The organism is Pseudomonas sp. NFACC46-3 (assembly GCF_900114515.1).
GTDB classification, from domain to species: Bacteria; Pseudomonadota; Gammaproteobacteria; order Pseudomonadales; family Pseudomonadaceae; genus Aquipseudomonas; species Aquipseudomonas fluorescens_Q.
The window spans coordinates 38039-58576 of sequence record NZ_FOTH01000017.1 but is presented as its reverse complement, the minus strand read 5'-3'; the positions used below and the strand labels follow the sequence as shown (position 1 = coordinate 58576).

At 61.3% G+C, this 20538-nt stretch carries 17 protein-coding genes; 2 read left to right on the top strand and 15 right to left on the bottom strand.

The genetic code is table 11. From position 1 onward, the window contains the following. Window positions 1-10 precede the first annotated feature (10 nt). Complete coding sequence (locus tag BM300_RS17680) at window positions 11-598, top strand: LOG family protein (protein WP_063323171.1); 588 nt, start codon at window positions 11-13, stop codon at window positions 596-598. Between the two features lie 68 nt (window positions 599-666). Beyond that, window positions 667-855, top strand: coding sequence for a hypothetical protein (locus BM300_RS17675; protein WP_092146985.1), 189 nt, complete (start codon window positions 667-669; stop codon window positions 853-855). A gap of 72 nt (window positions 856-927) precedes the next feature. On the opposite strand, the gene BM300_RS17670 is transcribed toward BM300_RS17675, so the two are convergent. From BM300_RS17670 to rnr, 15 genes are all read right to left on the bottom strand, one after another. Then, window positions 928-1305 (bottom strand): NUDIX hydrolase, encoded by a 378-nt coding sequence (locus BM300_RS17670; RefSeq protein WP_063323172.1) that lies wholly within the window; start codon window positions 1303-1305, stop codon window positions 928-930. A gap of 142 nt (window positions 1306-1447) precedes the next feature. Continuing rightward, window positions 1448-2341 (bottom strand): transglutaminase family protein, encoded by an 894-nt coding sequence (locus BM300_RS17665; RefSeq protein ID WP_063323173.1) that lies wholly within the window; start codon window positions 2339-2341, stop codon window positions 1448-1450. After that, window positions 2341-4827 (bottom strand): circularly permuted type 2 ATP-grasp protein, encoded by a 2487-nt coding sequence (locus BM300_RS17660; protein WP_092463416.1) that lies wholly within the window; start codon window positions 4825-4827, stop codon window positions 2341-2343. Before BM300_RS17660 ends, BM300_RS17665 begins: the two co-directional genes overlap by 1 nt. A 227-nt stretch (window positions 4828-5054) precedes the next feature. Further along, on the bottom strand, window positions 5055-8348 hold the full coding sequence (locus tag BM300_RS17655; RefSeq protein ID WP_092463414.1) for a transglutaminase family protein: 3294 nt from the start codon (window positions 8346-8348) through the stop codon (window positions 5055-5057). Window positions 8349-8522: 174 nt separating this feature from the next. After that, window positions 8523-8978: a hypothetical protein gene (locus BM300_RS17650; RefSeq protein WP_092463412.1), complete on the bottom strand. Its 456-nt coding sequence runs from the start codon at window positions 8976-8978 to the stop codon at window positions 8523-8525. Then, on the bottom strand, window positions 8978-9433 hold the full coding sequence (locus BM300_RS17645) for a hypothetical protein (protein ID WP_092146979.1): 456 nt from the start codon (window positions 9431-9433) through the stop codon (window positions 8978-8980). Before BM300_RS17645 ends, BM300_RS17650 begins: the two co-directional genes overlap by 1 nt. After that, window positions 9433-10353: an Ssp4 family T6SS effector gene (locus tag BM300_RS17640; protein WP_092146977.1), complete on the bottom strand. Its 921-nt coding sequence runs from the start codon at window positions 10351-10353 to the stop codon at window positions 9433-9435. The genes BM300_RS17645 and BM300_RS17640 overlap by 1 nt, the downstream gene beginning before the upstream one ends. A gap of 277 nt (window positions 10354-10630) precedes the next feature. Next, complete coding sequence (locus BM300_RS17635) at window positions 10631-12931, bottom strand: YgiQ family radical SAM protein (RefSeq protein WP_092146975.1); 2301 nt, start codon at window positions 12929-12931, stop codon at window positions 10631-10633. Between the two features lie 291 nt (window positions 12932-13222). Beyond that, window positions 13223-14620 carry a replicative DNA helicase gene (gene dnaB, locus BM300_RS17630; protein ID WP_027911801.1) on the bottom strand — a complete coding sequence of 466 codons (1398 nt, stop codon included), beginning with the start codon at window positions 14618-14620 and terminating at the stop codon, window positions 13223-13225. Window positions 14621-14737: 117 nt separating this feature from the next. Beyond that, entirely contained in the window at window positions 14738-15184 is a 447-nt protein-coding gene (gene rplI / locus BM300_RS17625) for a 50S ribosomal protein L9 (RefSeq protein WP_003197251.1), read from the bottom strand. 18 nt (window positions 15185-15202) lie between these two features. Continuing rightward, a complete protein-coding gene (locus BM300_RS17620; protein WP_092146973.1) occupies window positions 15203-16093 on the bottom strand; it encodes a YybS family protein in 891 nt (296 codons plus the stop codon). Window positions 16094-16129: 36 nt separating this feature from the next. Further along, entirely contained in the window at window positions 16130-16360 is a 231-nt protein-coding gene (rpsR, locus tag BM300_RS17615) for a 30S ribosomal protein S18 (protein ID WP_002551829.1), read from the bottom strand. A 28-nt stretch (window positions 16361-16388) separates the two neighbouring features. Continuing rightward, the gene (gene rpsF, locus BM300_RS17610) at window positions 16389-16817 is read right to left on the bottom strand and encodes a 30S ribosomal protein S6 (RefSeq protein WP_003186395.1); all 429 of its coding nucleotides are present in this window, start codon (window positions 16815-16817) and stop codon (window positions 16389-16391) included. A gap of 306 nt (window positions 16818-17123) precedes the next feature. Further along, window positions 17124-17882 carry a 23S rRNA (guanosine(2251)-2'-O)-methyltransferase RlmB gene (gene rlmB / locus BM300_RS17605; protein WP_063323178.1) on the bottom strand — a complete coding sequence of 253 codons (759 nt, stop codon included), beginning with the start codon at window positions 17880-17882 and terminating at the stop codon, window positions 17124-17126. Continuing rightward, window positions 17879-20509, bottom strand: a complete 2631-nt coding sequence (gene rnr, locus BM300_RS17600) for a ribonuclease R (protein ID WP_092146971.1) — start codon at window positions 20507-20509, stop codon at window positions 17879-17881. Before rnr ends, rlmB begins: the two co-directional genes overlap by 4 nt. Window positions 20510-20538: the final 29 nt, after the last annotated feature.

Here is a 20538-nt window from a genome sequence, read left to right as displayed (position 1 = left end):
GGAGTAAAGCATGTCCATCGCGTCTGTTTGTGTATTTTGCGGCGCCAGCACCGGCACCGATCCAGCGTATCGTGAAGCGGCGCAGGCCTTGGGCCGGGCATTGGCGGAACGAAAATTGACCCTGGTCTACGGCGGCGGTGCCGTCGGCCTGATGGGGATCGTCGCCGACGCGGCGCTGGCGGCCGGCGGCGAGGTCATCGGCATCATCCCGCAAAGCCTCAAGGACAAGGAAATCGGCCACAGCGGCCTGACTCGCCTGGAAGTGGTGGACGGCATGCACGCCCGCAAGGCACGCATGGCCGAACTCAGCGATGCCTTCATCGCCCTGCCTGGCGGCCTCGGCACGTTGGAGGAGTTGTTCGAAGTCTGGACCTGGGGCCAACTGGGCTACCACGGCAAACCGCTGGGGCTGCTGGAAGTGAACGGTTTCTACAGCAAGCTCATCGGCTTTCTCGATCATATCGTCGACGAAGGCTTCGTCCGCGCGCCCCATCGTGACATGCTGCAGGTGAGCGAATCAGCGCAGAGCCTGCTCGATGCGCTGGACGAATGGCAACCGTCAGTGCAGCCAAAGTGGGCCGAACAAAAACCCAGCTAACGGCTCGGCCCCGATACAGGGCAGAATATGCGCCGCTCAACCTCACCTTCGACCCCAGAGGATCGCCCATGGCCAAACCCAATTATTCCTTCGCCAAACGTCAAAGAGACTTGGCCAAGGAGCAGAAGAAAGAGGAAAAGCTGCAGCGCAAGAAAGCCACAGCTGAAGAAGAAGCCTCACTGACCCCGGATACCGAAGGCGAAGTGGCGGCAGAAGATGATGTTGATGCACCGAAAGATCAGGCGCCCGACGCCTGAGCCCCTCCGGGCCCGATGATGTAATCCGGCCCCACGGTTTGTGTCCAGGGCCGGCAGCCTAGCTGCCGGTCCTCACAACCCCAATGCCTTGATAATCGACTCGCGATAACCCGTTGGCAGGTTCGCCGGCAGCCGCCCCGGCTCGAACAGCCCAATTTCCTTGTGTTCATGACTGATCGTCGGCACGAAACCGCCCAGCAACTGGCAGCGGTACGTGGAGATGAAGACGTGCTTGCCGGGGATCACCTCGAACAAGTACGAATCCAGTGGCTCCCCCACGCTCACCTCGATCGCCAGCTCCTCGGTAATTTCCCGCGCCAGGCATTGCGGCGCTGTTTCGCCCAGCTCGATCCGCCCGCCGGGCAATTCCCATTCATCCCGTTCGTTGAGCATCAGCACGACCAGGCCTTCGGGGGATTGCAGCACGCCCTTGATGGAAACCGGGAACATGAAGAGGCCTCGCAGTTAATGATTTATCTGTGGCTAGGGAGCTTGCTCCCGCTTGGGTGCGAAGCGCCCATAAAAATGGGGTCGCTGCGCGACCCAGCGGGAGCAAGCTCCCTCGCCACAAGTATTTCACCGCAAAGCGGGGTCATGACTCCAGCGGCATCACCGTCACCCGCACCTCGGGATCATGATTGCCGCCCCCCAGGATCACGCCCCGCAACGGCGACACATCGGAAAAGTCCCGGCCCCAGGCCAGGGTGATGTGTTCCAAGGCCGGTTGCACGTTGTTGGTCGGGTCAAAGTCCACCCAACCCAACACCGGGCAATACACCGAGACCCAGGCATGGGACGCATCGGCGCCAATCAGCCGGGGTTGGCCGGGTGGCGGCTGGGTCAGCAGGTAGCCGCTGACGTAACGCGCCGCCAGCCCGCGAGAGCGCACGCAGGCCAGCATCAAGTGGGCGAAGTCCTGGCACACGCCCCGCCGCCGCTCCAGCACCTCCACCAGCGGCGTGGCCACCTGGGTCGCCTCGGCATCGAAGGTGAACTCCTCGAAAATCTTTTCCATCAGCGCCCGCACGCCAACCATCAACGGGCGCCCCGGCGGGAAGCAGCTTTCGGAAAACTCGACGAAGCTGCGCTTGAGGTGCACATACGGTGACTCGAAACGAAAACGGCATGCTTGCAGCAATGGCGCCGCAAGTGGCCGGCCGCTGTAGGTCAGCGCGTTGCAGGTCGACTCCCAGGCCGGGGACAGGTTGAAGTCCAGCGAGGGGCGAGACAGCACCTCGACGCTCAAGCGAGCATTGACCAGCAACTCGTCGTGGGGGCGTTCGAAGGCCAGGCGGGTCAGCGGGTTGCCGAACACATCCTGCTCATCGCGCCGGGTCGTCGGCTCCGGGCTGATCAGCAACTGCTGTTCGGTGCAACGCTGCCAGTCACAGGCGCGCGGCCACAGATGAGCAAGCTGCTGGGCCAGGGACACCGGGCTGTCGTAGTGGTAATGGGTGTCGTGGAGGATCTGGTAACGAGCGCTCATCAGACGGATACCGTGCGTTGGCTGACGTCATCGACGTGGGCGAAATGACGCAAGGCCAGGCGATCGGATACCTGGCCACCGACATCGGCCACTTCCTGCAACAGGTCGGCCAGCCCATCAAGTGCCGCGCGCAGGCTGGCTTCGCCAAACAGGGGATTTTCCAGGCAATGCAAGTCAAAGCGAGAAAGACGCGTCACCAATTCTGGCAAGGCCGTTTCCTTCGGCGCGCCAAAATCGTCGTTCAGGCGCTTGAGCGTGCGGGCCACCAGTTTTAACTGGAAAAGCACCGCGTGGGGGTTCTGCTCGTCCAGCAACAACAGGTCCAGCACCGGGATCAGTTGCGCCACCGCCAGGTAGCGCGAACGGTAGGTGATGCTGCTGTTGCCCAGTTCCAGCAGCCACTCCAGCCCGGCCTGGTCGAATACTGCATCGCTGCGCAAAAACGCCGCCAGGCTGCTGCTGAGGAACTGCAAGCGCTCCAGGCGCCGGCCAATCATCAAGAAGCGCCAGCCCTCGTCGCGGGTCATGTCGTCCAAGGCAAATCCGGACAACGCCGCCAGGGACATCACCAGCCGATTGAGGAAATCCAGCAACTCACCGAAATCCGGTTCCTCGGTTTCCAGCTCCGCCGCTTCGCGCTGCAACTCCACCAGCGCCTGCCAGTTCTCCCGGGACAGCTTGCCGCGAACCTGCGAGGCCGCCCACTGCAAGCGCTGCAGGTTGGAACGCAGGCTGAACGACCAGTCATCGCCCAACAGCGCCGCCAGCAAACGCTCGTGCAGCTCACCCTCTTCAGGCAGCAGCATCAGGCTTTCGCCCAGGGCCACCGCCGACTGCAGGGCCTGCGGGTCATCGCCATCGACATATCGTCCCAGCATGATCCGCAGCAGCCGCGCGCTGTCGTCGCAGCGTTCGCAGTAACGGCCGAACCAGAACAGGTTTTCCACCACCCGCGAAGGCAGGTACGGATCGCGTCGAACCAGGTCATGGACGCCTACGGTTCGCTGGGCCGTCCATTGTTCACCGCCGGGCACCTGCTCGCCCAACACCCAAGTGTCCTTGCTGGCGCCGCCGCGCTGCATCGACACCACTTCGGCGTCGGCCTCGGCGGCCACGCGGGTCAGGCCACCCGACAGCACCCGATAATCATCCTTCCCGGACACGGCATACACGCGCATGCCAATGGCCCGAGGCTGGATGTGCCCGTCTTCGGCCTGCCAGACCGGGGCCTGGGACAGTTGCGCCAGCTCCTGGGCGACATAGGCATAGGGCCGAGCCTGCATGCGCGCCGCCAGTTGGCCGCGCTGCACCTCGTTCAGGTCACGGCCGAACACCGGGGTGAAACTTTGGGAAGGAAACGCCGGCTTGATCAACAGTTGCGGCAGCTTTTCCAGGGCCTGGGCCAGCACCGGCGGCTCACCGCACCACCAGGTGGCGATGGACGGCAGTATCAATTCCTCGCCGAACAGATACTGGCTGATCTTCGGCAGGAACCCCAACAGGCCCGGTGACTCCAGCACGCCGCTGCCCAGGGCATTGGCCACCAGCACCCGCCCCTGGCGCACCGCTTCCAGCAGTCCCGGCACGCCGAGGGCTGAATCAGTGCGCAGCTCCAGGGGGTCACAGAAATCGTCGTCGAGCCGGCGCATGATGGCGTGAACCCGGCGCAAGCCGCTAAGGGTCTTGAGGTAGACCGTGGCGTCCCGCACGGTCAGGTCGCCCCCTTCCACCAGCGGATAGCCAAGCTGACGGGCCAGATAAAGATGCTCGAAATAACTTTCGTTGAACCGCCCAGGCGTCAACAGCACCACCAGTGGCGACTCTCCGTCGCTGGGTGCCTGTCGTGCCAGGGTTTCCTGCAAGGTGCGGAAGAACCCGGACAGGTGTCGCACCCTCAGGTCGCGATACAGCTCGGGGAACGCGCGGGAAACGATCATGCGATTTTCCAGCGCATAACCGGCCCCCGAAGGCGCCTGGGTCCGATCCGCCGTGACCCACCAACGGCCATCGGGGGTGCGCGCCAGATCCACCGCATACAAGTGCAGGAAGCTGCCGTCCGGCGGCACGATGCCCTGACAGGGCCAAAGGAAGTTGTTGTGCCCGAACACCAACTCTGCCGGCAGCAGCCCTTCGCTGATCAGCCGCTGTGGCCCATACAGGTCGGCCAGAACCGCATTGAGCAGGCGCGCACGCTGGGCGATCCCGGCCGACAGATGTTTCCATTCCTGCGGGTCGATCACGTGGGGCAGCAGGTCCAGCTCCCACGGCCGGTCGGCGCCCTTCGGATCGGCGTAGACGTTATAGGTCACACCGTTTTCCTGGATCTGCCGAGCCAGCAGCGCCTGACGCTGGATCAGGTGAGCCGGCGTGCTGCGCTGCAACTGATCGAACAACCGCCGCCAGTGCGGACGCACCGCACCGTTGTCGTCCAACAGTTCGTGATAGGTGCCCGTCGTCAGCGGGTAACGGTCAAGCAGGTCAGGCATGGAAAGCTCGGCAGACGGCAATAAAAGGTGAGACTAGCGCAAGCGCATGACGCCCGGATAGTTGAGTTTGGAGCGGAACATGACGACCGTGGCGAGGGAGCTTGCTCCCGCTGGGCTGCGCAGCGGCCCCAAGACAGCAGACTCCATTGGCCTGACACACCGGGTCGTCAGGTTTCAGGGCTGCTGCGCAGCCCAGCGGGAGCAAGCTCCCTCGCCACGGGGTTCGCTTACACCTTGGGTGCCCCTTGAAAACGACGCAGGTCGAGCGTGAGGGGAAATTCGTCATCCATTGCCAGGCTAGGTATCGGAAGTTTCCCAGGCGTGTGTCCGATACGGAAGAAACGCGCCATCCGCCGGCTTTCGGCCTCGTTGGCATTCACCGGCAGGCTGTCGTAGTTACGCCCCCCCGGATGGGCCACGTGATACTGGCAGCCGCCCACGGAACGTTGCATCCAGGTGTCGAGCAAATCGAAGACCAGTGGCGCATGCACCGGGATGGTCGGTTGCAGGCAGTTGGGCGGTTGCCAGGCGCGGAAGCGCACCCCGGCGACGAACTCGCCGACCCGTCCAGTGGGTTGCAACGGCACCGGCACGCCATTGCAGGTCAGCAGGTAGCGTTGCGGCGCCAGGCCGCTGACTTTGACCTGCAAGCGCTCCAGGGAGGAATCCACATAACGCACGGTGCCGCCTACCGCGCCCTCTTCCCCCAGCACATGCCAAGGCTCGAGGGCTTGGCGCAATTGCAGTTCGATACCGCTGACCGCGTAATCGCCCACCTTGGGGAAGCGGAACTCCAGGTGCGCGGCGAACCACTCGGCCCGCAGCGGGTAGCCGGCGGCGTTCAGCTCATGGATGACATCGGCAAAATCCTGCTCGATAAAGTGCGGCAACAAGAACCGGTCATGCAGCTCGGTGCCCCAGCGCGCCAGTTTCGCCGGCGCGTAAGGCTCACGCCAGAACCGCGCCACCAGTGCCCGCAGCAGTAATTGCTGGGCCAGGCTCATGCGGGCGTGGGGCGGCATCTCGAAAGCACGCAACTCCAACAGGCCGAGACGCCCGGTAGCGCCGTCCGGTGAATAGAGCTTGTCGATGCAGAATTCGGCACGGTGTGTATTGCCGGTCACGTCGATCAGCAGGTTGCGCAACAGCCGATCGACCAACCACGGCGGGCATTGCTCGCCGGGCTGTGGCATTTGCGCGAAAGCGATTTCCAGCTCGTACAATGCGTCGTTGCGCGCCTCGTCCACGCGAGGTGCCTGGGAGGTCGGGCCGATGAACAATCCGGAAAACAGGTAGGACAACGACGGATGGTTATGCCAGTAGCTGATCAGGCTGCGCAGCAGGTCGGGACGCCGCAGGAACGGTGAGTCAGCCGGTGTCGCGCCCCCCAGCACGAAATGGTTACCACCGCCGGTGCCAGTGTGCCGGCCATCGATCATGAATTTCTCGGTGGTCAGTCGGGTCTGTCGCGCCTCTTCGTATAGAAATTCAGTGCGCTCGACCAACTCATCCCAGGTCGCCGAGGGTTGCACGTTGACCTCGATCACACCCGGGTCGGGGGTGATGCGGAAATTGCCCAGGCGCGGGTCGCTCGGCGGCTCGTAGCCCTCCAACAGCACCGGACAATGCAGCTCCTCGGCCGTCGCCTCGATGGCGCTGACCAGCTCCAGGTAATCCTCGACCCGCTCCAGTGGCGGCATGAACAGGTACAGCCGGCCATCGCGGGCCTCGGCACAGAAGGCGGTGCGGGTCAGCCAGTCGGCGGATTTGTCGATCTCCGGGACGCGCTCCTGCTCGACCGCCGGCTCGCCGTGACGCGCCAGTTGCTCGGTGCCGGGCAGCTCGGGCAAATCCTGGTTCGGGTCGGTGGGGTGGATGAACGGGTACTCGGCCGCCGTTACCCAAGGCTGGGACGCCAGCGGCAAGCGATAACCCAGGGGCGAATCCCCCGGCACCAGGCGGCAGTGGTTGTCGCGCAGGTACCAGCGACCGCTTTGCCACTGATCGCCCTTGGCGGTACGGGCCAGCGGCAGGACCTGGCCGATGACCTTGTCCAGGCCCTGGCTGAAGACCTTGCGCAACCGTGCACGCTCCAGGGCGTCCTCCAGGCGTGGGTCCTCGGCCGTGACATTCGAAGGCAATGCACCTTCGCGCCAGAGGTAATAGAAGTTGTCTTCGTAGGCCGGAAACACGAACCGCGCAGGAATTTTCAAACGCTCGGCGACGCTCGCCAGGAAACGTCCGGCCAGTTCGCCATCGGCGCCGTAGTCCTCCTGCTCATCGGCAATCAACGCGCTGTTGTGCCAGATCGGCACGCCGTCGCGCCGCCAATAGCAGTTGAGCGACCAGCGCGGCAATTGCTCGCCGGGGTACCACTTGCCCTGGCCGAAATGCACCAGCCCCTTGGGCGCATAGTGATTGCGCATGCGCTGGAACAGCTCGGCGGAGAGCCGGCGTTTATCCGGCCCGAGTGCCGCGGTGTTCCACTCGGCACCGTCCGGGTCATCAATGGAGACAAAGGTCGGTTCGCCCCCCATGGTCAGGCGCACGTCGCCCTCCAACAGGTCGGCATCGATCTGCCGTCCCAGGGCCTGGATCGCCAGCCACTGTGCGTCGGTGTAAGGCTTGGTCACCCGCGGCGCTTCCCAGACCCGCTCGACGGACATTTCGTGGCTGAACTCACACTCGCAAGGCTCCACCAAGCCACTGATCGGGGCCGCCGAGGACGGATCGGGACTACACGCCAACGGGATATGGCCTTCACCAGCGAACAACCCCGACGTCGCATCCAGGCCGATCCAACCGGCACCGGGCAGGTAGACCTCGCACCAGGCATGCAAGTCGGTGAAGTCCACCTCAGTGCCGGACGGACCATCGAGGCTTTTCACATCGGCGGTCAACTGGATCAGGTAACCGGAAACGAAACGCGCGGCCAAGCCAAGGTTGCGCAACAGCTGCACCAACAGCCAGGCCGAGTCGCGGCAAGAGCCGGACGCGTGCTCAAGGGTATGCTCCGGGGTCTGGACGCCCGGCTCCATGCGAATCAGGTAGTTGATGTCTTCGCTCAGGCGCTGGTTGAGCGCCACCAAAAAATCCACCGCTGGCAATGGCGTGCGGTCGATGCCGTCCAGATAGGCCTGGAATTTCGGCGTCAACGGCAGGGTTTCCAGGTAAGGCGCCAACTCCTTGCGCTCGTCGGCCGCGTAGGCGAACGGAATCTTTTCGGCGTAGGGCTCGAGAAAGAAGTCGAACGGATTGAACACTGCCATTTCCGCCAGCAGATCGACTTCGATGCGCATCTCCTGGGTTTTCTCGGGAAACACCAGCCGCGCCAGGTAGTTACCCTGGGGATCCTGCTGCCAGTTGATGAAGTGCTGCTCGGGCGAAACCTTCAGCGCATAGGAAAGAATGCGCGTGCGGCTGTGGGCCGCCGGGCGCAGGCGAACGATCTGCGGGCCGAGTTCGACGGCGCGGTCGTAGCGGTAATGCGTAACGTGGTGCAATGCGACATGGATCGACACGACGTGCCTCCTGCGAGCCTGAGCGTTGGTGAAAGCGGCGCAAGACTTATGCCATGCAGGCAGGCCGGACACTTTCTTTGTCTACTCAAGGCAGTAGAGCACTAAAAACGCGCGCTGCCCGAATTCATCTGCAAAGCAATGCACATAAATGCGGCGCGGGCAGCGCGAATCGACTCAGCGACGCGGGCGTGATGCCTTGGCGGCCTGGATGATGAGTTCGCGTTGCTGGCGGATTTCTACCAGCTTGCGGCGCATCTCGCGGTGACGTTTGCTGTTGAGCAGTAGCAGCCCTAGCAACGGGAACAGCAACCCAGCCACATAGACAACGGGGTGCGGTTTATAGCCGTAGGTGGGAAGGACAGTGAAAAGGCACCCCAGATAGAACACAACGATGACCCGAACACCCCATGACCGCCCTCTGATCATGAAGAAATGACTCAGCGCCAAGAGCAGAGATAGCACCAGTGCAATCAGGAAAGAATATTTTGCCCGTTCAGGATCACCTCGAAAATAAGTACTTGATGCCAATGAAATCGAAGCGGAGACCGCAAAGCAGGCTAGAAAAAAGGCGCCGATGAAGGTCGGGAAATAGTGAGCAAGGAAAGCGCTCAATGAATGCTTGCGATTCATTATTTCTTTCTCTGCCCCTTCAGCTCTTGCCTTAACATTTCACGTTGATGACGGATCTCCACCAGCCGGCTACGCATCTCGCGATGCCGTTTGCTGTTGAGTACCAGCAAACCTAATAGTGGAAACATCACAGCCAAAACATAGATGACCTTATGCGGATGGCTCCCTATGGTGGGTAATACGACTAGCAGGCATAAAACCAGAACGGCGACCACTCCCCACACCCACAATGGCCATCCGCGCACCATCATGAAATTGCAGTGCACCACCACCAGGGTGACCGCCGCGCCCCCCAGAACCGACCAAGTCGCTTGCTCGTCGATTGAAGCCCCGGCGAAATAGGACGTTGTCACCAAGGGAATAGCACAGCCCAAAGAGAGCAGCGCGGCGAAAATGCCGCCCATGAAAGTCGGAAAGTAACGCGCCAAAAAACGGGGCAGACTCAGATCTTCCATTACTCCTCCAGCTCTTCGTACAAGCCAACGGCAATAGTTTTGACATTGCCCGACAAGCTACTACCCGTCAGGCCTATCGCCGCCCCCAAGGCGTCCTTGATCTGAGTAACCGTAGCGTGCTGCAGTTGGGTCGGAGTGAAGCGCTTTGGCAACTCACCGGCAAGTTGCTTGAGCTTGAGCATCTTTGGCGTCAGCCGGGGATCATTGATGCTCAACAACTCTTTGGTCAACTTCGACCGCTCCTGGCGAGTCAGCCCACGCAAGACTTCACGCAGACTCTTACCCGTACTGGCCTTGGCCACCCTCACAAGTTTTATGGTGGTTAAGGTAGAAGCCCCTACGCCCAGCAAAGAGGCAGCATCCAGACCGATCGAGGCGTATTGGTACCACTCTTCACTGTCCAACTTGTCATTGATCTGCGGATTAGTCACTTCTGCCGTCGTACGGATAATACCGATACCACATTGCACTGAACTCGCCGTCGCAGCCGCATAACCTAAAGCCACTACCACAGTGCTAGCCCCGGCACTGAAAGGAACCGCAATCGACCCACTGAGCACGACAACCCAACCCAATACCGCTCCAGCGCAGGACAAGGTGGTATTGATCGCCTCTCCCACCAGGCGCGATTGCCGAGGATTGACCTGTACCTGCTGGGCAAACTGCTCAGGCGCGATGTACTTCTGCGCCTCATGCAAGATGATCCGCTTGGGCTTGATGCTGCAAATCGGCTTGAACTCACGCAGGGTCACTACATTGAACTCAGCATCGATGTACACCACGCCTGCGCCGACGATGCCTGGATCGGCATCGATGGCGGCGAACAGACGTGGCAGGTTGATTTGGCTTTCAATGCGTTTGCGGGCCATGACCTGGGAGAAACTCAGGTCCATGCCGATGCCTGTTGAAGCGCTGCTCATATGAATCGTCCTTGAGAAACGGAAGTGAATCTTTATCCACACACAATATTGTGGCGAGGGAGCTTGCTCCCGCTCGGCGGCGAAGCCGTCGTACACCGGCCGGCACGGTCTGTCTGGAAACATTGCATGGGATTGTTTGGGCCGCTTCGCAGCCCAGCGGGAGCAAGCTCCCTCGCCACAAGGGCTATGCGGGCGCCACGATAACAAACGGCCAGCACCGTCGCTAGAAAGCAAAACGCCAGCACTTAGGCTGGCGTTTTGCGATGCGGCTAGGCGATCAGCGCGGCACGACAGGCTTGCGTGCCGGTTTCGGTCCTTTGCCCTTGGCGGCGTCCTTGCGTTCCTTGGCGGCCTGCTGGTTGCGGGCGAATGCCGCGGCCTTGGCCTGCTCACGCTTGTCCCACGGGTTGCCGCCGTCGCTGGCGCGCGGTGGCAGGCCGGTGTGCTGGGTCAGGATCTTGGTGGTTTCCTTGCCAACCTTGTGGCTGCCGGCTGGCGTCGAGTTCTTGCGACGGGCGCTCTGGTAGCTGTCGGTGGCCGGCTGGTGCAACGGAATCAATTGGTGCTTGCCTGGCCCGATCAGGTCGGCACGGCCCATGCGGGTCAGCGCTTCGCGCAGCATCGGCCAGCCCTTGGGGTCGTGATAACGCAAGAAGGCCTTGTGCAGGCGGCGCTGCTCCTCGCTCTTGACGATGGTCACCGCGTCGCTCTTGTAGGTGACCTTGCGCAGCGGGTTCTTGCCCGAGTGGTACATGGCCGTGGCCGTAGCCATTGGCGATGGATAGAACGCCTGCACCTGGTCGGCGCGGAAGCCGTTGCCCTTGAGCCACAGCGCCAAGTTCATCATGTCTTCATCGGTGGTGCCCGGGTGGGCGGCGATGAAGTACGGAATCAGGTACTGCTCTTTCCCGGCTTCCTTGGTGTACTTCTCGAACATCCGCTTGAATTTGTCATAGCTGCCGATGCCCGGCTTCATCATCTGGTTGAGCGGGCCTTCTTCGGTATGCTCCGGAGCGATCTTCAGGTAACCGCCGACGTGGTGGGTCACCAGCTCCTTGACGTATTCCGGCGACTCGACCGCCAGGTCGTAACGCAGGCCGGAGGCAATCAAAATCTTCTTCACCCCAGGCAAGGCCCGGGCGCTGCGGTACAGCTGGATCAGCGAAGAATGGTCGGTGTTCAGGTTCGGGCAGATGCCCGGGAACACGCAGGACGGCTTGCGGCACGCGGATTCGATTTCCGGGCTCTTGCAGGCGATGCGATACATGTTCGCGGTCGGGCCGCCGAGGTCGGAAATCACCCCGGTGAAACCGGGAACCTTGTCGCGGATCTCTTCGATCTCGCGAATGATCGATTCTTCGGAACGGTTCTGGATGATCCGGCCTTCGTGCTCGGTGATCGAGCAGAACGTGCAGCCACCGAAGCAGCCACGCATGATGTTCACCGAGAAACGGATCATCTCGTAGGCCGGGATCTTCTCCTTGCCGTACGCCGGATGGGGGACGCGTGCGTAAGGCATGCCAAACACGTAGTCCATTTCTTCGGTGGTCATCGGAATGGGCGGTGGATTGAACCAGACATCGACTTCGCCGTGCTTCTGCACCAGGGCACGGGCGTTGCCCGGGTTGGTTTCAAGGTGAAGGACGCGGTTGGCGTGAGCGTAGAGCACCGCATCGCCACGGACCTTTTCCACCGAGGGCAGACGGATCACGGTTTTGTCGCGGGTCATTTTCGGGCTTGCCAGGATCTGCACGACCTTGGCTTCGCTCGGGTCTTCAACCGGCCCCTTTTCCTGCTCGATAGCACAAGCCTGGGTGTCTTGGGTGTTCACATACGGGTTGATGATCTTGTCGATCTTGCCCGGACGGTCGATGCGCGTGGAATCGACTTCGTACCAGTCTTTCGGCGTGTCACGACGGATGAAGGCCGTGCCGCGCACGTCGGTGATGTCTTCGATCTTGTGACCGTAGGACAAGCGCTGGGCGACTTCGACAATCGCCCGCTCGGCGTTGCCGTAGAGCAGGATGTCGGCGCAGGCGTCGATCAGGATCGAGTTGCGGACACGGTCCTGCCAGTAATCGTAGTGAGCGATGCGGCGCAGCGACGCTTCGATGCCACCCAGCACAATCGGCACATGCTTGTAGGCTTCCTTGCAGCGCTGGCTGTAGACCAGGCTCGCGCGGTCCGGCCGCTTGCCCGCCATGCCGCCCGGGGTGTAGGCGTCATCGGAGCGAATCTTCTTGTCGGCGGTGTAGCGGTTGATCATCGAGTCCATGTTGCCGGCCGCGACACCGAAAAACAGGTTGGGCTCGCCAAGCTTCATGAAGTCGTCTTTGGACTGCCAGTTCGGCTGGGCAATGATCCCGACGCGAAAGCCCTGGGCTTCCAGCAGACGGCCAATGATCGCCATGCCGAACGATGGGTGATCGACGTAGGCATCACCGGTCACGATGATGATGTCGCACGAATCCCAGCCGAGCTGATCCATCTCCTCCCTGCTCATGGGCAGGAACGGCGCCGGGCCGAAACATTCGGCCCAGTACTTGGGATAGTCAAATAACGGCTTGGCTGCTTGCATGTCGATGACCGGTATAAAGGATGAAAAATCGCGGGCGCGGAATATAGCACAAATTTTGACCAATTCCGACGGCTATGGTCGGAAATCGATTTTGTGGCTCGCCCCCAGAACTCAAGCCAGATACAAATCAATTGTGGCGAGGGAGCTTGCTCCCGCTGGGCTGCGCAGCAGACCCACTGCCGCACCCACTTTTACCCTGGCAAACCGCATTCGCTGGTTTTGCGACTGCTGCGCAGTCGAGCGGGAGCAAGCTCCCTCGCCACAAAGACAATATCCGATCGAGCGAACGGCTTACTCGTCGTCATCGAAATTGTAGCTACCCGGCGCCAGGTTTTCGAAGCGCGTGTATTTGCCGATAAACGCCAGGCGGATGAAGCCGATCGGGCCGTTCCGCTGCTTGCCGATGATGATTTCGGCGATGCCCTTGTGCTCCGTCTCGGGGTGGTACACCTCGTCGCGGTACACGAACATGATGACGTCGGCGTCCTGCTCGATCGCTCCGGATTCCCGCAAGTCGGAGTTCACCGGACGCTTGTTGGGGCGCTGTTCCAGGGATCGGTTCAACTGGGAAAGTGCCACCACCGGGCAGTTGAATTCCTTGGCCAGGGCCTTGAGGGAACGGGAGATTTCGGAAATCTCGTTGGTCCGGTTGTCGCCGCTGGAACCCGGGATCTGCATCAATTGCAGGTAGTCGATCATGATCAGTGCGATATCACCGTGCTCACGCACCAGGCGACGGGTACGGGCGCGCATTTCCGACGGGCTGATACCGGCCGTATCGTCGATGAACAGCTTGCGGTCGTTGAGCAGGTTGACCGCCGATGTCAGGCGCGGCCAATCGTCGTCTTCCAGCTGGCCGGAACGGACCTTGGTCTGGTCGATACGCCCCAGGGACGAAAGCATACGCATGATCAGCGATTCGCCTGGCATCTCGAGGGAGTACACCAGCACCGCCTTGTCGCTGCGCAGCACGGCGTTTTCCACCAGGTTCATCGCAAAGGTGGTCTTACCCATGGACGGACGGCCGGCGACGATGATCAGGTCGGACGGTTGCAGACCGCTGGTCTTCTCGTCGAGGTCGGTGTAACCGGTGGACAGGCCGGTGATGGCGTTGTCGGTGTTGAACAAGGTGTCGATGCGGTCGATGGCCTTGGTCAGCAGGTCGTTGACGCTGACCGGGCCGCCGGTTTTCGGACGGGCCTCGGCGATCTGGAAGATCTGCCGCTCGGCTTCGTCAAGGATCTCGGCGGCGGTACGGCCTTCCGGGTTGAAGGCGCTGTCGGCGATTTCGGTGCTGATGCCGATCAATTGGCGCAAGGTCGCCCGCTCGCGCACGATCTGGGCATAGGCCTTGATGTTGGCGACCGACGGTGTGTTTTTCGCCAGTTCGCCCAGGTAACCGAGGCCGCCGACCTGGGACGTCTGCCCTTCCTTGTCCAATTGCTCGGCCAGGGTCACAACGTCGATCGGCATGTTCTGATCGGCCAGACGGGCGATCGCACGGAAAATCAGACGGTGGTCATGCCGGTAGAAATCGCCATCGGAGACTTGATCGAGCACGCGTTCCCAGGCGTTGTTGTCCAGCATCAGGCCACCGAGCACGGCCTGTTCGGCCTCGATGGAATGCGGAGGCACCTTCAGGGCAGCGGTTTGCAGATCGTATTGCTCGGGAGCGGTGATTTCGTTCATGGCCACTTCTGGTTATGAAAATCAGGAATTGCAGAAAGACAAAGGGCACGACCTGTAAACAGGATCGTGCCCGATGTTACCGGCAAGCACCCGAAGGTGCCAACCGACAGGTGTTGCTTAGGCTGCTACCACGACAACGCGTACGGTGGCTTCAACTTCGGCGTGCAGGTGCACGGCTACGTCGAATTCGCCTACGTTGCGGATGGTGCCGTTCGGCAGACGAACTTCGCTTTTCGCAACTTCAACGCCGGAGGCGGTCAGTGCGTCAGCGATGTCGTGAGTACCGATCGAACCGAACAGCTTGCCTTCGTCGCCAGCGGTGGCAGTGATGGTCACTTCCAGCTCAGCCAGTTGGGCAGCACGGCTTTCAGCCGAGGTTTTACGGTCTGCGGCAGCTTTTTCCAGCTCGGCACGACGCTCTTCGAACGCAGCCAGGTTGGCAGCGGTCGCAGCGGTGGCTTTGCCGTAAGGCAGCAGGTAGTTACGACCGTAACCGGCCTTAACGTTTACTTTGTCACCCAGGTTGCCCAGGTTGGTGACTTTTTCCAGAAGGATCAGTTGCATGTGAAAATCCTCTAACTTTTAACCTTCACCGTTCGCGTTGTCGGCGTCTTTCGGCGCCATACGACCGCGAAAATCAATCAGGCTGTCAACGATGGCCAAGACCACGAGCAACGGACCGAGCAAGTGCATGAAAGGCAACAACGTCACGTATACCCCCACCAGCCAGAAAGTGGCCAGTCGTTTCTGCGCCACCAGCCCGTGAATCAGGGCCAGGCCGGCGAAGACCAGCGGTACACTGCACAACGGCAACAGGATCAATGCATGCAGCCCGAAAAACGGAGCAACACACATGACGGCCAGCAGTGACAGCGCCACGCTCTTGGGGAATCGGATGGCGCGAAACTCGCGACCGAAACCACCGGGGTTATACAACGATGCCTGCCAATAGCGCCCAAGAATCAGGCACAGCACGCTAAAGATCTGCAGCGAAGACGCTATCGAAATGATCATCAGCGGAGCGCTCAGGGCGGTGAGAAACGCCTTCTGGTCTGCCGAGAATGTCTCGTAGACCTCACCCATCGCCAGCGGCAGGACGTGTTCGAACGTCTGCGCCAGTGACTCGATGAAGGAACTGAATACAGTTCCCAGGCTCACCGCACACAACAACCCCACGGCCACGCTGCACAGCAGCACGCGGTTCCAGGTATGGCCGGCGCGCAAAACCAACGCCAGGCCACAAGCCCCGAGCAACACCAGGAGTGTTGTCGGGTCCTTCAGGAAGTACCAGCTCACCAACGCTGACAGCAACCCGATACCCAGGACGCTCAAGGCGTCCGAACCGCGCCGCAGGAGCACAAGGCACCCAGCGGCGGCACTCAACCAGAACAACAGCGGCAATGCCGCGGATCCGGCCACAACCAACGTGGCCTGCACACGTCCCCGCATGATGAAGTCAGCTAAGGCGCGCATGCATTCAATCCCTTACTACTCGTCGACTGCCCGGTCTCAGCGGCCGTGGCTGTCGGTGTAGGCCAGCAGGGCCAGGAAGCGGGCGCGCTTGATAGCGGTGGCCAGCTGACGCTGATAACGAGCTTTGGTACCGGTGATACGGCTTGGAACGATTTTGCCGGTCTCGGATACGTAGGCTTTCAGAGTGTTGAGATCTTTGTAATCGATCTCTTTCACGTCTTCAGCGGTGAAGCGGCAGAATTTACGACGACGGAAGAAACGTGCCATGTGATTGGCTCCTTAAAAGGTCCGTGGATTACTCGTCAGCGTTATCGCTGTTGTCGCTGTCGCTATCGCTGTCATCGCCATCGGCGCTGTCAGAGTGCTCAGGACGGTCGCGACGCTCACGGCGCTCACTGCGGTTTTCTTCAGCCTTGAGCATCTCGGATTGGCCGGTGACGGCTTCTTCGCGACGGATGACCAGGTTACGGATCACTGCATCGTTGTAGCGGAAGTTGTCTTCCAGCTCGGCCAGGGCCTTGCCGGTGCACTCAACGTTCAGCATCACGTAGTGAGCCTTGTGAACATTGTTGATTGCGTAAGCCAGTTGACGACGGCCCCAATCTTCCAGACGGTGGATTTTGCCGCCGTCTTCTTCGATCAGCTTGGTGTAACGCTCAACCATGCCGCCGACTTGCTCGCTTTGATCCGGGTGGACCAAAAAGATGATTTCGTAATGACGCATGAATGCTCCTTACGGGTTGTAGCCTGCCGCTCAAAAACGGTCAGACAAGGAGTGAATGACACTTATGGACTTGTGGACGCTAGACACATAAGTGCCTGCCATCACAGCAAGGGGCGCAATTGTAGAGAAGGGTCGAGGGCGGTGCAAGGTAATTGGCGATTATTTGAACAACCGCCGATCCTTGCCCCTGCACAAAACACTGTGGGAGCGAGCTTGCTCGCGATAGCGGCGTGCCAGTCAACATTTCTGGCACTGATACACCGTCATCGCGAGCAAGCTCGCTCCCACACTTGATACGCGTCTGGCTCAGGGCTTTTTGGCGACAGCCTTGACGCTGCGCTGGCGCAGCGCTTCGAACAGGCACACACCGGTCGCAACCGAAACGTTGAGGCTGCTGACGCTGCCCGCCATCGGCAGCTTGACCAGGTAATCGCAGTGCTCGCGGGTCAGGCGGCGCATGCCCTTGCCTTCGGCGCCCATGATCAGGATCGTCGGGCCCGTCAGGTCCTGGTCATAGATACTGACCTCGGCCTCGCCCGCCGTGCCGACCACCCACAGGCCGCGCTGCTGGAGTTTTTCCAGGGTGCGCGCCAGGTTGGTCACCGCCACCAGCGGAATCACTTCCGCCGCGCCGCAGGCGACCTTACGCACAGCCGGCGTCAAGGTTGCCGACTTGTCTTTAGGCACGATGACCGCCAACGCACCCGCTGCATCTGCCGAACGCAGGCAAGCGCCGAGGTTATGCGGGTCGGTCACGCCGTCCAGCACCAGCAGCAGGGGGGCGCCTTCGGTGCGATCGAGCAGTTCGTCGAGCATCGCCTCGCCCCAGACCTGGCTGGGGCTTACGTCCGCAACCACACCCTGGTGAACGCCTTCGACCCACACGTCCATTTCGCGACGCTCGGCCTGGCCAATGGCAACCTTGTTTTGGGTGGCCAGTTCGACCAGCGCTTGCACACGCGGCTCGCTGCGACCTTCCGCCAACCACACTTGCTTGACACGTTTTGGGTGGTGACGCAGCAGTGCTTCCACGGCGTGCACGCCGTAGATTTTTTCCAGACTCATGACTTGGCCTTAGGTTTGCGCGACCCGCCGCTTTTCGCAGGGGCCGAACCCGCTTTTGGCGGGCCTTTACGGTGTTTACTTGGCTTGCTCGACGGCTTTTCCGCCCCGTGGGACTTTCCCCCAGACGCCGCTTTACCACCGCTTTTGGCTTCGTTGAGCAACTGCTGCTTCAACTCGCGGCTCTTGCGCAACTCGGCATTTTTCGCCGCAGCGTCGCTGGGGCGGTAGGCTTCGGGAGCCTTGTCCTTGACGGACGAACGGCGACCGGCCTTGGCCGGCTCAGGCTCTGCGGTTTTTGCAGGAGCACCTTTACCTTTGGTCGCAGGCGCGGCGGTCTCGTTGCCACGTTTTTTACGACCAGTCGGTGCTTCGGCGGGCTTGTCAGACATTCCGAAGTCGATCTTGCGCTCATCGAGGTCGACGCGCATGACCTGCACTTCCACGGTGTCGCCCAGACGGAAGCTGCGACCGGTGCGCTCGCCCGCCAGGCGGTGGTGCACAGGATCGAAGTGATAGTAATCACCCGGCAAGGCGGTAACGTGCACCAAGCCCTCGACGTAGATGTCGGTCAGCTCGACAAACAAACCAAAGCCTGTCACTGCAGTGATCACGCCTGGGAACGACTCGCCCACGCGGTCTTTCATGAACTCGCACTTGAGCCAGTTCACCACGTCGCGAGTGGCTTCGTCGGCGCGCCGCTCGCTCATGGAGCACTGCTCGCCCAACTGTTCCAGGGCCGCTTCGTCGTACGGATAGATCCGTGCCTTCGGAATGGTCATGGCACCGGCGCGCTTGACGTGCGGGGTGTTCTGCTTGGAATGGATCACGCTGCGGATCGCGCGGTGCGTGAGCAGGTCCGGGTAACGGCGAATCGGCGAGGTGAAGTGGGTGTACGCCTCGTAATTCAGACCAAAGTGACCCTGGTTGTCGGCGCTGTACACCGCCTGGCTCAGGGAGCGCAGCATCACGGTCTGGATCACATGGTAATCCGGACGATCCTTGATGCTCGCCAGCAGCGCCTGGTAGTCCTTCGGCGTCGGGCCGTCCTTGCCTTTGTGCAGGGACAGGCCGAGCTCGCCGAGGAAGGCCCGCAGTTTTTCCAGACGCTCCGGCGGCGGGCCGTCGTGCACGCGGTACAACGCAGGAATCTCGTGTTTCTTGAGGAATTCGGCGGTGGCCACGTTGGCCGCCAGCATGCACTCTTCGATCAGCTTGTGCGCATCGTTACGGGTCGTCGGGGTGATTGCCGCGATCTTGCGCTCGGAACCGAAGACAATCCGGGTTTCCTGGGTCTCGAAATCGATCGCGCCACGCACATGACGGGCACCCAGCAACACCTTGTACAGCGAGTAAAGCTGCTTGAGGTGCGGCACCACGCCAGCGTATTCGGCACGCAAGGCCTTGGCTTCACTGGTCTTCGGCGTTTCCAGGATGGTGCTGACCTTGTTGTAGGTCAGGCGCGCCTGGGAGTGGATCACCGCTTCGTAGAACTGGTAGTCGGTCATTTCGCCGGTTTTGGAGATGGTCATCTCGCACACCATGGCCAAACGGTCGACTTTCGGATTCAGCGAGCACAGCCCGTTGGACAGCTGCTCAGGCAGCATCGGGATCACGCGCTCAGGGAAATACACGGAGTTGCCGCGCACCTGGGCTTCGTTATCCAGGGCCGAACCGATCTTCACGTAGCTGGACACGTCGGCAATCGCGACGAACAGCTTCCAGCCGCCGGAGAACAGGCGCAGCTTGCCAGGTTTGGCTTCGCAGTAGACCGCATCGTCGAAGTCGCGGGCGTCTTCACCATCGATGGTGACGAACGGCAGATGACGCAGGTCGATGCGTTTTTCTTTGTCTTTCTCTTCAACTTCCGGCTTGAGCTTGGCGGCTTCCTTGAGCACGGCCTCGGGCCAGACGTGAGGAATGTCGTAGGTGCGCAGCGCAACGTCGATCTCCATGCCCGGCGCCATGTAGTTGCCGACCACTTCAACGATATCGCCCTGCGGCTGGAAGCGCGCCGTTGGCCAGTGGGTGATTTTCACCTCGACGAACTGACCCACCTTGGCGGCGCCATTACGGCCCGGGGTAATCAGCACTTCCTGCTGGACCTTCGGGTTATCCGGCACAACAAAACCGATACCACCTTCTTCGAAGTAACGGCCAACGATGGACTCGTGGGCACGGGACACCACTTCGACGATCACGCCTTCACGGCGACCACGACGGTCCAGGCCGGAAACGCGGGCCAGGGCACGGTCGCCGTCGAATACCAGGCGCATTTGCGCCGGGCTCATGAACAGGTCGTCGCTGCCGTCGTCCGGGATCAGGAAACCGAAGCCGTCACGGTGACCGGCGATGCGGCCCAGGATCAGGTCGAGCTTGTCCACCGGCGCATAGGTGCCGCGCCGGGTGTAGATCAGTTGAGCGTCGCGCTCCATGGCGCGCAGACGGCGGCGCAGGGCTTCGAGTTGGTCCTCGGTGGTCAGACCGAACTCTTCGACCAACTGCTCGCGACTAGCAGGCGAACCCCGATCGGCGAGATGCGCCAGGATCAGTTCGCGGCTAGGAATAGGGTTTTCATATTTTTCCGCTTCACGAGCGGCCTCGGGATCGAGGGACTGCCAATCGGCCATTAGAGAGTTTTCACCTTGTCTATATGCGG

What these genes read in the sequence shown, in the direction of transcription:
- BM300_RS17680 (WP_063323171.1), top strand. Translation starts at nt 11, where the DNA reads ATGTCCATCGCGTCTGTTTGTGTATTTTGCGGCGCCAGCACCGGCACC.
- BM300_RS17675 (WP_092146985.1), top strand. Translation starts at nt 667, where the DNA reads ATGGCCAAACCCAATTATTCCTTCGCCAAACGTCAAAGAGACTTGGCC.
- BM300_RS17670 (WP_063323172.1), bottom strand. Translation starts at nt 1,305, where the DNA reads ATGTTCCCGGTTTCCATCAAGGGCGTGCTGCAATCCCCCGAAGGCCTG.
- BM300_RS17665 (WP_063323173.1), bottom strand. Translation starts at nt 2,341, where the DNA reads ATGAGCGCTCGTTACCAGATCCTCCACGACACCCATTACCACTACGAC.
- BM300_RS17660 (WP_092463416.1), bottom strand. Translation starts at nt 4,827, where the DNA reads ATGCCTGACCTGCTTGACCGTTACCCGCTGACGACGGGCACCTATCAC.
- BM300_RS17650 (WP_092463412.1), bottom strand. Translation starts at nt 8,978, where the DNA reads ATGAATCGCAAGCATTCATTGAGCGCTTTCCTTGCTCACTATTTCCCG.
- BM300_RS17645 (WP_092146979.1), bottom strand. Translation starts at nt 9,433, where the DNA reads ATGGAAGATCTGAGTCTGCCCCGTTTTTTGGCGCGTTACTTTCCGACT.
- BM300_RS17640 (WP_092146977.1), bottom strand. Translation starts at nt 10,353, where the DNA reads ATGAGCAGCGCTTCAACAGGCATCGGCATGGACCTGAGTTTCTCCCAG.
- BM300_RS17635 (WP_092146975.1), bottom strand. Translation starts at nt 12,931, where the DNA reads ATGCAAGCAGCCAAGCCGTTATTTGACTATCCCAAGTACTGGGCCGAA.
- dnaB (WP_027911801.1), bottom strand. Translation starts at nt 14,620, where the DNA reads ATGAACGAAATCACCGCTCCCGAGCAATACGATCTGCAAACCGCTGCC.
- rplI (WP_003197251.1), bottom strand. Translation starts at nt 15,184, where the DNA reads ATGCAACTGATCCTTCTGGAAAAAGTCACCAACCTGGGCAACCTGGGT.
- BM300_RS17620 (WP_092146973.1), bottom strand. Translation starts at nt 16,093, where the DNA reads ATGCGCGCCTTAGCTGACTTCATCATGCGGGGACGTGTGCAGGCCACG.
- rpsR (WP_002551829.1), bottom strand. Translation starts at nt 16,360, where the DNA reads ATGGCACGTTTCTTCCGTCGTCGTAAATTCTGCCGCTTCACCGCTGAA.
- rpsF (WP_003186395.1), bottom strand. Translation starts at nt 16,817, where the DNA reads ATGCGTCATTACGAAATCATCTTTTTGGTCCACCCGGATCAAAGCGAG.
- rlmB (WP_063323178.1), bottom strand. Translation starts at nt 17,882, where the DNA reads ATGAGTCTGGAAAAAATCTACGGCGTGCACGCCGTGGAAGCACTGCTG.
- rnr (WP_092146971.1), bottom strand. Translation starts at nt 20,509, where the DNA reads ATGGCCGATTGGCAGTCCCTCGATCCCGAGGCCGCTCGTGAAGCGGAA.